This window comes from Acetobacter sp. AC2005 (assembly GCF_037901235.1).
GTDB lineage: Bacteria > Pseudomonadota > Alphaproteobacteria > Acetobacterales > Acetobacteraceae > Acetobacter > Acetobacter oryzoeni.
In genome coordinates this window covers 169,236-183,651 of the sequence record NZ_CP149625.1, presented here as the reverse complement: position 1 = coordinate 183,651, position 14,416 = coordinate 169,236, and the positions used below count along the sequence as shown (strand labels likewise).

General features: G+C 54.3%; 16 protein-coding genes. 7 read left to right on the top strand and 9 right to left on the bottom strand.

Annotation, left to right across the window (positions count from 1 at the left end; translation table 11 throughout):
- Nucleotide 1: 1 nt before the first annotated feature.
- Nucleotides 2-208 (bottom strand): YdcH family protein, encoded by a 207-nt coding sequence (locus tag QQM41_RS00900; protein WP_003622940.1) that lies wholly within the window; start codon nt 206-208, stop codon nt 2-4.
- 239 nt (nt 209-447) lie between these two features.
- Here QQM41_RS00900 and QQM41_RS00895 point away from each other — a divergent pair, with 239 nt between their 5' ends.
- The gene (locus QQM41_RS00895; RefSeq protein WP_080986859.1) at nt 448-612 is read left to right on the top strand and encodes a YdcH family protein; all 165 of its coding nucleotides are present in this window, start codon (nt 448-450) and stop codon (nt 610-612) included.
- Nucleotides 613-681: 69 nt separating this feature from the next.
- On the opposite strand, the gene QQM41_RS00890 is transcribed toward QQM41_RS00895, so the two are convergent.
- The 3 genes from QQM41_RS00890 to rpmE form a co-directional block, all read right to left on the bottom strand.
- Nucleotides 682-1,272 carry a DUF1013 domain-containing protein gene (locus QQM41_RS00890; protein WP_050819637.1) on the bottom strand — a complete coding sequence of 197 codons (591 nt, stop codon included), beginning with the start codon at nt 1,270-1,272 and terminating at the stop codon, nt 682-684.
- A gap of 243 nt (nt 1,273-1,515) precedes the next feature.
- On the bottom strand, nt 1,516-2,022 hold the full coding sequence (locus tag QQM41_RS00885; RefSeq protein WP_012812820.1) for an Hsp20 family protein: 507 nt from the start codon (nt 2,020-2,022) through the stop codon (nt 1,516-1,518).
- 183 nt (nt 2,023-2,205) lie between these two features.
- Nucleotides 2,206-2,436 carry a 50S ribosomal protein L31 gene (gene rpmE / locus QQM41_RS00880; protein WP_339077482.1) on the bottom strand — a complete coding sequence of 77 codons (231 nt, stop codon included), beginning with the start codon at nt 2,434-2,436 and terminating at the stop codon, nt 2,206-2,208.
- Between the two features lie 289 nt (nt 2,437-2,725).
- Between rpmE and mscL the strand changes: the two genes are divergently transcribed.
- Nucleotides 2,726-3,205, top strand: a complete 480-nt coding sequence (gene mscL, locus QQM41_RS00875; protein WP_035365590.1) for a large conductance mechanosensitive channel protein MscL — start codon at nt 2,726-2,728, stop codon at nt 3,203-3,205.
- Nucleotides 3,206-3,291: 86 nt separating this feature from the next.
- Nucleotides 3,292-3,696 (top strand): hypothetical protein, encoded by a 405-nt coding sequence (locus QQM41_RS00870; protein ID WP_339077481.1) that lies wholly within the window; start codon nt 3,292-3,294, stop codon nt 3,694-3,696.
- A 71-nt stretch (nt 3,697-3,767) separates the two neighbouring features.
- Here the strand turns inward: QQM41_RS00870 and secF are convergent, their stop codons facing one another.
- Both secF and secD read right to left on the bottom strand, forming a co-directional pair.
- On the bottom strand, nt 3,768-4,718 hold the full coding sequence (gene secF, locus QQM41_RS00865; protein WP_339077479.1) for a protein translocase subunit SecF: 951 nt from the start codon (nt 4,716-4,718) through the stop codon (nt 3,768-3,770).
- 12 nt (nt 4,719-4,730) lie between these two features.
- Nucleotides 4,731-6,296 (bottom strand): protein translocase subunit SecD, encoded by a 1,566-nt coding sequence (gene secD, locus QQM41_RS00860; protein ID WP_208729266.1) that lies wholly within the window; start codon nt 6,294-6,296, stop codon nt 4,731-4,733.
- 235 nt (nt 6,297-6,531) lie between these two features.
- On the opposite strand from secD, the gene QQM41_RS00855 reads away from it, so the two are divergent.
- The 3 genes from QQM41_RS00855 (at nt 6,532) to QQM41_RS00845 (ending at nt 10,736) form a co-directional block, all read left to right on the top strand.
- The gene (locus tag QQM41_RS00855; protein WP_050819642.1) at nt 6,532-7,512 is read left to right on the top strand and encodes a Gfo/Idh/MocA family protein; all 981 of its coding nucleotides are present in this window, start codon (nt 6,532-6,534) and stop codon (nt 7,510-7,512) included.
- A 199-nt stretch (nt 7,513-7,711) separates the two neighbouring features.
- On the top strand, nt 7,712-9,643 hold the full coding sequence (locus QQM41_RS00850; RefSeq protein WP_050819643.1) for a ribonucleoside-diphosphate reductase subunit alpha: 1,932 nt from the start codon (nt 7,712-7,714) through the stop codon (nt 9,641-9,643).
- Between the two features lie 73 nt (nt 9,644-9,716).
- Nucleotides 9,717-10,736 carry a ribonucleotide-diphosphate reductase subunit beta gene (locus QQM41_RS00845; protein ID WP_339077478.1) on the top strand — a complete coding sequence of 340 codons (1,020 nt, stop codon included), beginning with the start codon at nt 9,717-9,719 and terminating at the stop codon, nt 10,734-10,736.
- 5 nt (nt 10,737-10,741) lie between these two features.
- Here the strand turns inward: QQM41_RS00845 and QQM41_RS00840 are convergent, their stop codons facing one another.
- A complete protein-coding gene (locus QQM41_RS00840; protein WP_339077477.1) occupies nt 10,742-11,497 on the bottom strand; it encodes a methyltransferase in 756 nt (251 codons plus the stop codon).
- A gap of 117 nt (nt 11,498-11,614) precedes the next feature.
- Between QQM41_RS00840 and QQM41_RS00835 the strand changes: the two genes are divergently transcribed.
- Complete coding sequence (locus QQM41_RS00835) at nt 11,615-12,685, top strand: polyprenyl synthetase family protein (protein ID WP_050819645.1); 1,071 nt, start codon at nt 11,615-11,617, stop codon at nt 12,683-12,685.
- A 13-nt stretch (nt 12,686-12,698) separates the two neighbouring features.
- Here the strand turns inward: QQM41_RS00835 and QQM41_RS00830 are convergent, their stop codons facing one another.
- Both QQM41_RS00830 and QQM41_RS00825 read right to left on the bottom strand, forming a co-directional pair.
- The gene (locus tag QQM41_RS00830) at nt 12,699-13,568 is read right to left on the bottom strand and encodes an aspartate/glutamate racemase family protein (RefSeq protein WP_339077476.1); all 870 of its coding nucleotides are present in this window, start codon (nt 13,566-13,568) and stop codon (nt 12,699-12,701) included.
- Nucleotides 13,569-13,572: 4 nt separating this feature from the next.
- Nucleotides 13,573-14,328, bottom strand: coding sequence for an orotate phosphoribosyltransferase (locus tag QQM41_RS00825; protein ID WP_012812827.1), 756 nt, complete (start codon nt 14,326-14,328; stop codon nt 13,573-13,575).
- Nucleotides 14,329-14,416: the final 88 nt, after the last annotated feature.

Genomic DNA, 14,416 nt, shown 5'->3' with positions numbered 1-14,416 from the left:
TTTAGGCGATATCATCAGGGATCAGAAGGCTTTCAACCTTGGTGATCTGATCTTTTAACAGGAGTTTACGCTTTTTAAGCCGCTGGAGATACAGTTGGTCAATAAAGGTAGTTTCATGCGCCATCCGGCTGATAACTGTATCCAGATCTCTATGTTCACTACGCAGTTCATGCAGTTGGGCAAGCAGTAAATCGCGATCTCGCAGCATGATGTCCTGTCTCCTTCACCACTAATGCGGAATCGCGCGCCGGGTCTGGCCGCCCGCAGAGTGAATAGCATGCCCGAAGCAGTGTTTACCATGTAAGAGCCGGACGCCAGCCAGGATTACAAAAAAACTTCCATGCTCAGGCTGCATGCCAGCAGGGCGCGATATATGAAATTAACATGAACTTTCTTATCCTCGGTACGCTAGCGTTTATGGGTCATCAATCGAGTGGAGGCACCCAAATGACACGCCTTTCAAGGATCGAGAGTCTTAAATCCCGCCATTTCCGTATTGATCAGAAAATTATGAGCGAAGGCGGACGTCCCAGACCGGACGAGCGCGTGCTGATGTGCCTGAAATTACAAAAGCTACGAATAAAGGAAGAAATAGAACGCCTTTCGGCCTGATGCCGTATTTGGCAGCTTAAATGTTTCTGAGGCAGAAAGATCAATCCTTCTGCCTCAGGCATCATTCAATCAGTTTTCGGAAGCGCTAAAGCTTTCGGTATCTGTTACAGGCGCAGGAATTTCCTGCCCTTCGCGTTCCAGACGCATATTGGCTTCATGCACAGCAGCATTCAGATCTGTCTGGCTGCACAGCCCCACGGTTACCGGATCACGCGGTTTGATGTTGGGGGTGTTCCAGTGCTGCTTGTTGCGTACTTTTGCAATGGTATCCTTGGTGGTGCCAAGCAGCTTAACAACCTGCTGGTCGCTCAGTTGCGGATAGTTGCGCAGCAGGAATGCAATGCCATCTGGACGATCATGACGTTTGGCAACAGGCGTATAACGCGCCCCCTTGGAGCGACGGCGCACAGGGTTGTTGGAAGGCAGAATTTTCAGCCGTGCGTTGGGGTCTTTTTCACAACGCTGGATTTCTTCCTGCTTCAGCTGGTGATTCGCAACCGGGTCATAACCCACAATACCATGTGCCACTTCACCATCAGCAATGGCCTGCACTTCCAGCGGATGCATACCGCAAAAAGCGGCAATCTGTTCAAAACTGAGAGCAGTTTTTTCAATCAGCCACACAGCAGTTGCTTTGGGCATTAACGGTAGGGTCGTCATGGTTTTGTATTCCTGTCGTCGGGCGGCGCTTGCGCAGGCACCGGGAACTTGACGGCCCGGAACGTGTTCCGCAGGCCTGCGTGCCTGCCGGCGCGCATCTGTGCCACGATATGGGGGGAGTGGCTGCTTCAGGTCAAGCCGCAATACACATAACGGATCAATATTCTACACAATTAAATAAGGGGAAACCGCAGTTTCCCCCTTGCTAAGCCCATATGGAACGTATTGGTAAAACTTCAGCAATCAGGCTGCTGTGGCAATGGAATGCTGGGGCTGTTGCGGTGCCTGATTTTTCTGCTCGGTTGCTACCGCACGTTCTGCCGGTGTGGTGCTTACAGTTTTAACAGGAATACGCCGTGGCTTGAGTGCTTCGGGAATAATCTGTTGCACTGTAATGCGCAGGAGCCCGTTGTTCATTTCCGCGCCGGTCACTTCAACGTGGTCAGCCAAGGCAAAGCGGCGCTCAAACGCGCGGCGTGCAATTCCACGATGCAGGATTTCACCTTCATCTTGCGGGGCATTCACACGGCCAGAAACAACAAGCGTGTTATCCTGCACCACCAGCTCTATATCTTCCGGCCCAAAACCGGCCACAGCCATGGTAAGCGTGTAGCTATCATTTCCCGTTTTGGCGATATCGTACGGCGGAAAACTGGAATTGCCCGGTGAGCGGGCTGCAGAATCCATCACCTGTGCAAGGCGGTCAAAGCCAATTGCAGTGCGAAATAGCGGTGTAAAATCGTAACTCATATAAGAACCTCCTCGTTCAGCAAGGTTCTGCCGGTTTTGCCAAGACCCCCGAAGGCAATCTGCCCGGCAGCGTTTTTTTGGCGGAAACCCCATATGCGGGCATTTCCATACCCCTGAACGTGGAAAGCCCCGCGCTCTTTTTCAAGAGGCGGGGCTTTTCTGCATACGCAAAGAACTGAAAAATCAGCCTTTTTTGCGGGTGCCAATACCAGCAAAACGCTTGTTGAACTTGGCAACCTGGCCCCCGGTATCCAGCATGCGCTGCACGCCTGTCCAAGCCGGGTGAGACTTGGGGTCAACGTCCAGACGGAGCGTGTCGCCAGCCTTGCCATAGCAGGAGTTCGTTTTGAATTCCGTGCCGTCAGTCATGACAACAGTGATTTCGTGATAATCGGGGTGAATGCCGGGTTTCATGAAACTGGTTCTTTCGTTACAGCAGAAAGGGCCCGATACCGACCGGGCCAAGATTGCCGTGCATATAAACGAAATGCGTATGCTGGATCAACCGTTCATTTTGCCTTGGTGGGCATGATAATGAAGTGAAGCATATAATAGGCAAATAACAGCGTTTGTGCAGCTTTTATGCTACAGAATACCTCAAATATTAAGAAAAATGTGTCAATTCTGATACAAGGGCTTGAGGAAAAAGCGGTAAAACGGCTACTTCTGAGCGGATTTCCCAGTATTTCACAGGAATTTTTGTATGGCTGATCTTAAATCTCACGTCCATGCCCCAGGTTGGGTGGGCGAGTTCCGGGCATTTATCATGCGCGGCAATGTTGTTGACCTGGCAGTTGGTGTTATTATTGGTGCTGCATTTACATCAATTGTAAACAGCTTGGTAAAAGATATCTTCAACCCCTTGATTGGTCTGCTTATCGGCGGGATTGATTTTTCCAACCTGTTCATCACCCTTAAAGGCCCGCATCTGGCTACTCTGGAAGAAGCCCAGAAAGCTGGCGCGGTTACATTGAACATTGGCCTGTTTCTGAACGCTGTTATCCAGTTCCTGATTGTGGCTATGGCCATTTTCTGGATGGTGAAGGCCCTGACACGCCTGCATGTACGTGAAGATGAACAGCCCAAGGCACCGCCGCCGCCTTCCAAAACCGAAGTTCTGCTTGAGCAGATTCGTGATGAACTGGCTGCTAACAATAAAGATCAGGCACCGCATCAGGGCTAATTAAGCCTTGCGTCTGCCGCCATGGGTCTAAAATGGCGGCTGTGTGATCTGTTCCCGGAAAGTGGGATATGGGATATGCTTCTTATATGAAGCGCTCCCGATCCGGCTTTCCGGTTTTTTTTCGTTCAGCAGTTGGCGTGCTGGCCATATTAGGGCTGGCAGGGTGCCAAAGCTCACGCGGGCTGAAGGTGCAGGAAACACCGCGCACGTTGCTGTACAGTTACGTAATAGCCAATGGCATGGCGCGCGGGCGGCTAATGACAGAAGATCTGCCACCGGACCAAGTGTACAATATCATTAAAACAGACAGAAATGCGCTTGTGGCCATTCTGGCGTTTCGGGATAAACCAACCCGGCGCACGCTGCGGCAGGCAGGGCATAAAGTGGAAGATTTTATTGGCGTGGTGGAACAGCCCACGCGGCCTCTTTCCCCGGCTTTGTCTGATCCCATTCTTTTACCGCCGCCATCAACCCCCGGTTTCATGCGCTAGGCATAAAAAACGGAGCAAGGTGTAAAACCCGCTCCGTTTTTTGTTGGCAAAATACCAAGAAGAAAGACGTATCAGCTTTTCTGCTGTGCAGCAGCTGGGCCTGCCTTAGCGCCACGCTTCAATCTGCCTTCCCCCATAAATAGCAGCAACGGCGCTGCAATGAAGATGGAGGAGGAGGTGCCCACCACAATGCCGAACAGCATTGTCCAAGCAAAACCGGAAAGTGTAGCGCCACCCCATAGTGCCAGCGGAAGGGCTGCCAAAAATACGGTCGAGGATGTGCCCAAGGTACGGTTCAGTGTTTCGTTGATGGAGAGGTTGATCAGGTCCATCAGCGGCATGGTGCGATATTTGCGCAGGTTTTCACGCACGCGGTCATACACCACCACCTTATCATTGGTGGAATAGCCCAGAATGGTCAGAATGGCGGCCACCATCACAAGGTCAAACTCAAAACCGGTAATCACTAGAAAGCCCATGGTTTTGGTGAGGTCCAAAACCAGTGTGATCACGGCGCTAAGGGCGAATTCCCATTCAAAGCGGAACCAGATGTAAACCAGAATCATGGCCAGGCTGAGCCCAAGCGCCAGCATGCCATTGCGGAACAGCTCGGCAGAAACAGAAGCGCCAACCGCATCTGCCCGCAAAATGGTGGTGCCCGGCTGTGCTTCCGTAACAGCACGGCGCACAGTATCTACCACGGCATCGGTATTCTGGTCATCACCAGCATCAAGGCGAATCAGCACATCATCAGGCGCCCCAAAAGCCTGAAGCGATGCGTGAGAGATATGCTGTGCCGCCAATGCCGAACGCAGCTTGGCAAAATCTGCCGGGCCGCTGGTTTTGGCTTCCACCACAATGCCGCCTCTAAAATCCAGCCCCAGCGTGAGGCCGGGATGGAAGAACAGAATAATAGAGGCAACGGAAAGCACGGCCGAGACAATAAGCCCCATGTACCGGCCACGCATGAAGTTGATCTGCGTGTCTTTGCGTACAAAACGCAGAAGAGGACGTCCGAACATAATGGCCTCGCTTCAGACAGGCAGGCTGGCAGGGCGCGTACGCGCATACCAGCGGGCCATAAGCATGCGGGAAAGCAGCAGGGTGGTGAACAGCGTGGTGGCAATACCAATGGTAATGGTTAGCGCAAAGCCACGTACCGGCCCCGTGCCAAAAACAAACAGCATGACATGGGCCAAAAAGGCCGTGGCATTACTATCTACAATGGTGGAAGTGGCGCGTTCAAACCCGGTTTGCATGGCGGCCAGAGGCGTACGGCCACGGGCCACTTCTTCGCGTATGCGTTCGTTAATCAGGATATTGGCATCCACCGCCATGCCCAAGGTCAGCAGCATACCCGCCATACCCGGCAGCGTAAGGGTGGCTTCAAACAGTGAGAGAATAGCCACCATCAGCACAAGGTTGGCCAGCAGGGCGATATCTGCGTACCAGCCAAAGCGGCCATAAAACAGCACCATAAAGACCACAACCAGCAGGAAGCCAACGCCAAGGCTGAGAATGCCAGCCCGAATGGAATCGGCCCCAAGGGATGGCCCAATGCTGCGCTGCTCTACCACACTCAAAGGTGCAGGCAGCGCGCCAGCACGCAGCATAAGTGCCAGATCTGTGGCTTTTTGGGCATCAAACCCACCCGTAATCTGCCCGTTGCCGCCTGTAATGGGAGTGCGGATAACGGGGGCTTCAATCACCTTGTTATCCAGAACAATGGCAAAGCGTTTGCCAACATTGGTTTGCGTAACCGATGAGAAAGCCCGCGTGCCAACTGAATCGAACGAGAAGCTGACCGCCCATTCGCCCGTCTGCTGGTCAATCACAGCGCCTGCGTTTGTCAGGTCTGTGCCGTCTACATCCACGTGGTCAAAAACGGGCAGGGGGCCACCTTCTGCCGGGTTGGCCATGGGCACAAGGCTGACACCCGGCGGCGGATATGTGGCGTGCAGCGGGTTGGAATCTACCAGCCTGAAGGTCATTTTGGCTGTGGTACCCAGCAGCGCCTTGATTCGCTCCGGATCACTGATGCCCGGCAGTTCCACCACAATCCGGTCATCACCCTGGCGGGTAATTTCGGGGTCAACCGCACCTGTGCCATCAATACGCCGGCGCACAATCTCAATAGACTGTGTCACAGCTTCCCGCGCGCGGGCCTTAATGGCATCAGCAGAAAGCACGAGGGCGATTGTGCCATCATCCTGCTTTTTTACGCTGAATTCATTGGGCACAACGCGGGGCAGCTTGTCCAGCGTGGCAACATCCGCATCTGCCTCAGCCGCATCACGCGGTTGGAAGGAGACGGTGTTTTTGTCGGCATCCACGTTGATATTCTGATAGCCGAGCTGAGATTTCAGCAGGGTATCACGCGTGTTTTCCGCCAGTGTCTGGAGCCTGTCATGCGTAAGGCTTTTAAGGTCAACCTGCATCAGCAGGTAAGACCCGCCCCGCAAATCCAAACCCAGATGGATCTGACGCCATGGTATGGAAGGGAAAGGCTTGCGCATACCGTTGGGTAGGCACAGCAGCAGGCCCAACAGGCACACGCCCAGCACCGAGGCCAGTTTGAGGCGGCTGTAATACATTCTCACCTGATCGCTTGCAGTTTTCTTGCCGGGAACATGCCGCCCCGGCTGGCGGGATGCAACCGTTGTGCTGCATTATTCGCGTTTCATACCTGTTGTATGGTCGCCACACCAAGATGTACGTGGCCAAACTGCATCAGTTTGCGGCAAGGCTGCCTGTTGTTGGGGGCGGCTTGCATTCGGCTGCGGGGGTGCTACGCCTGCATGCAGTCTTGTAGGGCATAAAAAGAAGGCGGATTTCATGGCTGAAACACTTAAGGTTGGCGTAATTGGAGCCGGACATTTCGGACGTTTTCATGCCTTGAAAGTGCGCCACGTTGCGCGGGAAACTCTGGTGGGGCTGTTTGACCCCGACAGCAAGCGCGCCGCCTTGGTAGCGAAGGAAGCCGGATGCCCCGTTATGCAGGATGTAGATACCCTGCTGGCGGCGTGCGATGCCGTAGTGGTGGCTGCGCCTGCGGAATTTCATTTTGAACTGGCGGTGCAGGCCCTACGGGCTGGCAAGCATGTGCTGGTGGAAAAGCCCATAGCTGCCACGCTGGAGCAGGCCGACTTTTTGGTAACTCTGGCGCAGGAAAGTGGGTTGGTCTGTCAGGTTGGGCACCTGCTGCGTTATTCTGCCGAGCACGATGCCATTACCCAGCGCATCACCCGGCCGCTTTATATAGAGGCCACACGTATTGCCCCCTACAAGCCGCGCGGCACGGATGTATCGGTTATTCTGGATCTGATGATCCATGATCTGGATCTGGTTCTGGCTATTGTAGATAGCCCCATTGCGCAGGTGGATGCCTTGGGTGCGGCTGTAAGCTCGGCGCATGAAGATATTGCCAATGCGCGGGTGCGGTTTGAAAACGGCTGTGTGGCCACCATTACCGCCAGCCGTATTTCACTTAAAACAGAACGGCGCATGCGCCTGTTTTCTGAGGAAGGTTACCTGTCTGCCGATTTCGTAAAGCGGGAACTGACGATGATTGGCCGTGATCGCGGCCTGCCGTTGCCGGGCACGGGGGGATTCCGGCGCGAGCACATCACATGGAAAGAGCATGATTCGCTCTTGGCCGAACACGAGGCTTTTGTTGCTGCGTGCTTGGATGGCGCCCCTGTGGTGGTGGACGCAAATGCCGGTCGGCGTGCTCTGGCGGCAGCTCTGGCCGTGGCAGATGGTATTGCTGAATCTCGCCGCCGGATGGAGCTTTCCGGACTGATTCGGGCCGAATAAAATCGAATAGGAAACCGCGTCACAGAAGCGGGAGAAAACCGCCAGTTTCAAAATATCAAGCCCCTTTTTCTGGCTTTGTGTGTAAAATTTCACTAGATATAGGGGGCAAGATAGAGCACAAGCACGAGATATGGTGCGGAGGCAAAGCCTCCCCATCCGACCCCAAAATTGACGCAGAAAATAGCGGAGTAACCCAGCCATGACCCTGATTGACGTACAGGAAAATGACATTCGTCGTTCCTCGTCCGGGGGCGCAGAAGCTGGGGAGCCCGATCTGTTCAACGCTGGTGAGATGGAAGATATGGTGCAGCTGCCCGGCCACCATCAGGTGCGGGTAGATCGCTCTCGTGATGCGCTGCTGACACCTTTTGGCAAGGCCACGCTGGATAACCGTTACCTGCTGCCAGATGAAGGGTATCAGGACCTGTTCGGCCGTGTGGCCTCCTATTACGGGGCTGATGCAGCCCACGCCCAGCGTATTTATGATTACATCAGCAAGCACTGGTTCATGCCGGCAACGCCAGTTCTGTCTAACGGCGGAACATCACGCGGCCTGCCGATTTCCTGCTTCCTGAACGAGGCCAGCGATAGCCTGAAAGGCATTGTTGACCTGTGGAACGAGAATGTCTGGCTGGCCAGTAAGGGCGGTGGCATTGGGTCCTACTGGGGCAACCTGCGCTCCATTGGTGAAAATGTTGGCCGCAACGGCAAAACATCGGGCGTTATTCCGTTCATCCGCGTGATGGATAGCCTCACGCTGGCGATTTCTCAGGGCTCTTTGCGCCGTGGGTCTGCTGCGGTGTATCTGCCGGTCTGGCACCCGGAAATTGAAGAATTTATCGAACTGCGTCGCCCCACCGGGGGGGATCCCAACCGTAAGGCGCTGAACCTGCATCATGGTGTACTGGTGTCAGACGCCTTTATGCGGGCGGTGGAAAGCGATGATGAATGGGCGCTGATATCCCCCAAGGATGGCAGCGTTATCCGCAAGATTTCTGCCCGTGCATTGTGGATCCGTATTCTTACGGCCCGCATGGAGCAGGGCGAGCCCTACATTGTGTATTCTGACCACGTGAACAACGCGCGGCCGGAACATCACAAGCTGGCCGGGTTGGAAGTCAAAACTTCCAATCTGTGTTCCGAAATTACGCTGCCAACCGGGATCGATCATCACGGCAAGGCGCGTACAGCAGTGTGCTGTCTTTCCTCCCTCAATCTGGAAACGTGGGATCAGTGGAAAGATAATCCGCAGTTTATTGAGGACGTCATGCTGTTCCTCGATAACGTGTTGCAGGATTTCATTGACCGTGCGCCAGAAGACATGCACCGCGCCAAATATGCGGCCATGCGTGAACGTTCTGTTGGGCTGGGTGTTATGGGGTTCCATAGCTTCCTGCAAAGCCGCAACGTGCCGTTTGAAAGCGTGATAGCAAAAGTCTGGAACCGTAAGATTTTCAAGCATATTCGTGAGCAGGCGGATGCAGCATCCCGCAAGTTGGCGGAATTGCGCGGCCCATGCCCGGATGCTGAAGAATACGGCATTATGGAACGCTTTTCTAACAAGATGGCCATTGCGCCCACGGCGTCCATTTCCATTATTGCTGGTAATGCCAGCCCCGGAATTGAGCCGATTGCGGCCAATGTGTTCTTGCAGAAAACGCTTTCCGGTTCCTTCACGGTGCGTAACCGTCATCTGCAGAAGTTGCTGGAAGAAAAAGGGCAGGATACACCGGAGGTGTGGTCTTCCATTACCACCAGCAAGGGCAGCGTGCAGCATCTGGATTTTCTGACCCAGCAGGAAAAGGACGTGTTTAAAACCGCGTTTGAACTGGATCAGCGTTGGGTGGTGGAACATGCGGCAGACCGCCAGCCGTTTATCTGCCAGGCGCAGTCCGTCAACCTGTTCCTGCCTGCTGACGTGCATAAGCGGGATCTGCACCAGATCCATTACATGGCTTGGAAAAAGGGCCTGAAATCTCTGTATTACTGCCGCAGCCTGTCTATCCAGCGTGCAGATACAGTCAGCAATGTTCTGGCCAAGAATGACGTGATGAATGTGGATTCATCTCAAGCATCGTCAGGTTCCGCATCAAGCGGGAATGACTATGAAGAATGCTTGGCCTGCCAGTAAGCATTGGCTACTAACAAACTGTTTATAAAAGAAATATGACGGCCTCACGCGTGTTGCCGTCAAGGGAGGCAGCATGAGCGAGCATATGTCTGATCAGGAGCCGCAGCAGGAACAGAAGTTTGACCTGCTGACAGCCAACCCGGTTTACAAGCCGTTCCGCTATCCGTGGGCGTATGATGCGTGGCTAACGCAGCAGCGCCTGCATTGGCTGCCGGAAGAAGTGCCTCTGGCGGATGACGTGAAGGACTGGCACCGCGTTTTGAACGAAGGTGAGCAGCATCTGGTCACGCAGATTTTCCGCTTCTTCACCCAGTCCGATGTGGAAGTGAACAACTGCTACATGAAGCACTACAGCCGTGTGTTTAAACCCACGGAAGTGCTGATGATGCTTTCAGCGTTCTCCAACATCGAAACCATCCATATTGCAGCTTACAGCTACCTTCTGGATACGCTCGGTATGCCCGAAACCGAGTATTCCGCTTTCCTTAAATATAAGGAAATGAAGGATAAATATGATTACATGCAGACGTTCACTGTGGACAGTAAGCATGAAATCGCCAAAACGCTGGCAGCCTTTGGGGCCTTTACGGAAGGGCTTCAGCTTTTTGCATCTTTTGCCATTCTGCTGAACTTCCCGCGCTTCAACAAGCTCAAGGGCATGGGGCAGATCGTGTCATGGTCTGTGCGTGATGAAACACTGCACTGCCTCTCCATTATCCGCCTGTTCCGCGTGTTCATTCAGGAAAATCCTGAACTGTGGACCGAGCAGCTGCGTACGGAACTGACAGATATCTGCCGCACCATTGTGGAGCATGAAGAGGCCTTTATTGATCTGGCCTTTGAAATGGGTGCTGTAGAGGGGCTGAATGCGGAGCAGGTGAAAACCTACATCCACTTTATTGCAGACCGCCGTCTGACCCAGCTTGGGCTGGAGCCAATTTACAACACCACAACCAACCCGCTGCCGTGGCTGGATGATATGTTGAATGCGGTGGAACACACCAACTTCTTCGAAAACCGCGCTACGGAATACAGCCGTGCCTCCACCTCTGGCACGTGGGAAGAAGCCTTCGAAAACTCAGTTTTCGAATAAGCAGGTTACAGCCCTGGCAACGGGGCACCTTCTTCCAGCACTGTGCGGGCAGTGGGGGTAAAAGCTCCATCTGCTTCGTGCAGCACCAGCCCAGCCAGAATACGGGCAGGGCTTTTTACGCCCTTACGGGCCTGCACCAACACAATGCGCGATTCCCGCCCAGCCTTGGGCCAGAAGGGATACAGCGTAACGCCACCAAACCCAGCTTTGCTTAGGCAGAAAATGGCTTGGTCAGCCAAAGCTGCGGGCAGGGCGAGTGTAAGGCTGCCTTTATGGCGCAGGATTCGGGCCGCCCCCGCAATCCATGTAGGTAAAGTATCTGCTCCCATACGCCGGGCCAGATCACGCCGCGGATGCGCCGAAGCCGTGCCTAAAGGGGCATGCCACGGCGGATTCGCCATGCAGTGGTCAAAATATTGTTCGGGCTGTGGCGTATCTGCCAGAAAAACATCGGGAAATGTGGCGTTCAGAATCCTGATATTCTGCTGCTGGTTAGCGGCCATGTTTTGCTGGGCCAAGGCTGCTGTATCGCTTTCTTTTTCCACACCCGTGCCATGAATGGTGGGAATGCGGTGGAGCAGGCAAAGTAGCCCAGCCCCAGCGCCACAGCCAATTTCCAGCACATGCTGGCCTGTGCGGGCCGGTACGGCGGCGGCCATAAGCACGGGTTCCAGCCCGGTGCGGTAGCCTTGCAGAAACTGGCTATAGGAGATACGGCCACGCAAAAGCGTTCCGGGAGTGATGGCAAAACGAGCTGGCATGGTTTCCGATGGGAGCTATGTGTCTGGCTGGCTTGAATTCGTAGGCGCTTGACCGTTTTTCAGGTGCCTCGCATATAGAAGAACGTCAACTCATCCCATGGCTGGGGGATAAAACGTTTGGGTGTTGCAATCAGTCTGTCAGAAACAGGCAGAACCACAAGCCAGGATGGATCTGGAGTTTCAGTGAGTAAACCAGGAGAAGCAGGCCTGAAAGCGCTGGCCGATTATCTTGCGTCGGACATGCTTGCCTGCAATCAGGTCATTGTAGACCGTATGCAAAGCCCCGTGGCACTTATACCGCAGCTTGCGGCCCATTTGGTGGCGGCTGGTGGTAAGCGGCTGCGGCCGTTGCTCACTCTGGCTGCGGCCAGAATGTGCGGCTACAACAATCAGGATGGGCGCATGCGGCATGTAGAAATTGCCGCGTGTGTGGAATTCATTCACACAGCCACGCTGCTGCATGATGATGTGGTGGATGACAGCCAGCTTCGGCGTGGGCTGGCAAGTGCCAATGCCATTTTTGGCAACAAGGCCTCCGTGCTGGTGGGGGACTTCCTGTTTGCGCGGTCTTTCCAGATTCTGACAGCCGATGCCTCGCTGGGTGTGATGGCGATTCTGTCTGCGGCTTCTGCCACGCTGGCGGAAGGTGAGGTCATGCAGATGACCACGCAGAACGATCTCTCCACATCGGTAGATCAGTATTTGCAGGTCATTTACGGCAAAACCGCTGCGCTTTTTGCGGCTGCGTGCGAATCTGGGGCTGTCATTGGTGAAGCTACACCAGAACAGCGTGAAGCATTGCGCATGTATGGCGCCAATTTGGGCATGGCTTTCCAGCTTGTAGATGATGCGCTGGACTATGCGGCAGATCAGGCTACTCTGGGCAAGGAAGTGGGGGATGATTTCCGTGAAGGGAAAGTCACCCTACCTGTCTTGGCAGCTTACGAAGCAGGGAATGAGGAAGACCGCATTTTCTGGCGCCGGGTGATTGAGGAATGTGACCAGCACCCCGGAGATCTGGAAGCAGCGCTGGACCGTATTGCAAAAACAAATGCAATTGGGATTACCCTAAAATGTGCGGAAGATTACGCAGCCAAAGCGCGTGAAAATCTTTCCATGTTCCCGGATGACACATTGAAGAACTTGCTCCTGGAAACTGCCAGCTATTCTGCCAGCCGCGAACGTTAAGGGCGGCTGTATATTAGGGGCTGGCTATTACGGGTGAGTAATAGCTGGCTTCTACCTCATTCACATCTTCCCATAATGCGGCAGCACTAAACCTGTAAGGTTTTAAGTGCGTGAATAGGGCTTCATCATCCGGCAAAGCCGTAAACCATGCGCAGGGGTGTGCGTGGGTTTTCTGTGGCAAATGCGCCAGTAGGTTACAGGTATGCTGCGCCACCGCAGGGGCAGGGTCTAGCCACGTTAAACCGAGTGGAGAGAGCGCACGCAGGCGGTCCAGCACAAAGGTATAATGCGTGCAGCCAAGGCCTACGACATCCAGCCGGTTAGAATCCGGGTGAACAAATAGCCCTTCAATTTCTCGCAAGAGCGTAGAATCAGACACATCTTGCCCACGGAAGGCCAATTCCGCACATCCAGCCAAGCCGGGTGCGGCGTGGGCAATAAGTGTGCATTCCGGTGCATAAAGTGCATGGAGGCGAGAAAGGTAAGGCCGGCGCACAGTTGCACGCGTGGCAAGTAGTCCGATCACTTTGGTTTGGGTGATGCGTGCTGCCCAGCGTATGGGCGGAACACATCCTACAAAAGGCATATCAGGCCATGCAGCGCGCAGGGCTTCCAGCGCCAATGTGCTGGCCGTGTTGCAGGCCACCACGACAACTTGGGGCTGGAGCCGCCGAATAGCTTGGGAAAGTAAGGAGACGATTCGCTCAATCAGAAAATCGTCGTCCTGTTCGCCATATGGAAAAATGGCGGTGTCGGCCAGATAATCTATGCAGATATCTGGTGCCAGCGCTTGAATGGCCCTGACAATACCCAGCCCCCCAATTCCGGAATCAAACGCCAGAATATGCCGGGGGCCGGACAGGGCAGGGCCATCTATCTGCACCGTTTTATTTATCCTTGTTGGCTTTAAATGCAGCGGCTTCTTCCAAGGTGCCAACACCACCGTGGCGGGCAGACCAGGCACAGGGATCTTCCAGAAAACGCCGTACTTCAGATGCCGCTTCTTCAGAGAAGTATGGCCGTGTGGAGCATGCTTCCAGCACATCCCACCATGTGCACAGGGCATGCAGAGAGACGTTCATTTCTGCCAGCGTGTTCTGTGCGCCGGGGAAAACGCCGTAATAGAATACAACAAATGCGTGGTTGATAATGGCGCCCGCATTCCGCAGTGCGTTGGCAAACTGCACCTTGGAGCCACCATCGGTGGTCAGGTCTTCTACCAGCAGGGTGCGCATGTTTTCGGGCACATCGCCTTCAATCTGGGCGTTGCGGCCAAAACCTTTTGGCTTTTTGCGCACATAAGCCATTGGCAGCATCATGCGGTCTGCCATCCATGCGGCAAACGGAATACCTGCGGTTTCACCACCCACAACGGCATCCAGGCTTTCATACCCAACGTGGCGACCGATTTTTTCCACCCCAAGTTCCATAATTTTGGCACGGGCGCGGGGGAAGAAGATAATGCGGCGGCAATCAATATAGACGGGGGATTTCCAGCCAGAAGTCAGGGTGTAGGGGTCTTCCGGGCGGAAATTTACGGCTTTGATTTCCAGCAGCAGGCGTGCGGTGGTCAGGGCCGCGTCGCGGTCCCAGTCGCTGGTCTCAGCGGGGTGGGCAGAGGCCACGCCTGAGGGTGATGTCATGTGCGCATGTCCTTGAATTTGGCGGTTGTCTATATATGTTTGGAATAACGCCGCAGGCTTGGAAAATCCATGCCTGATATGGCAGTTT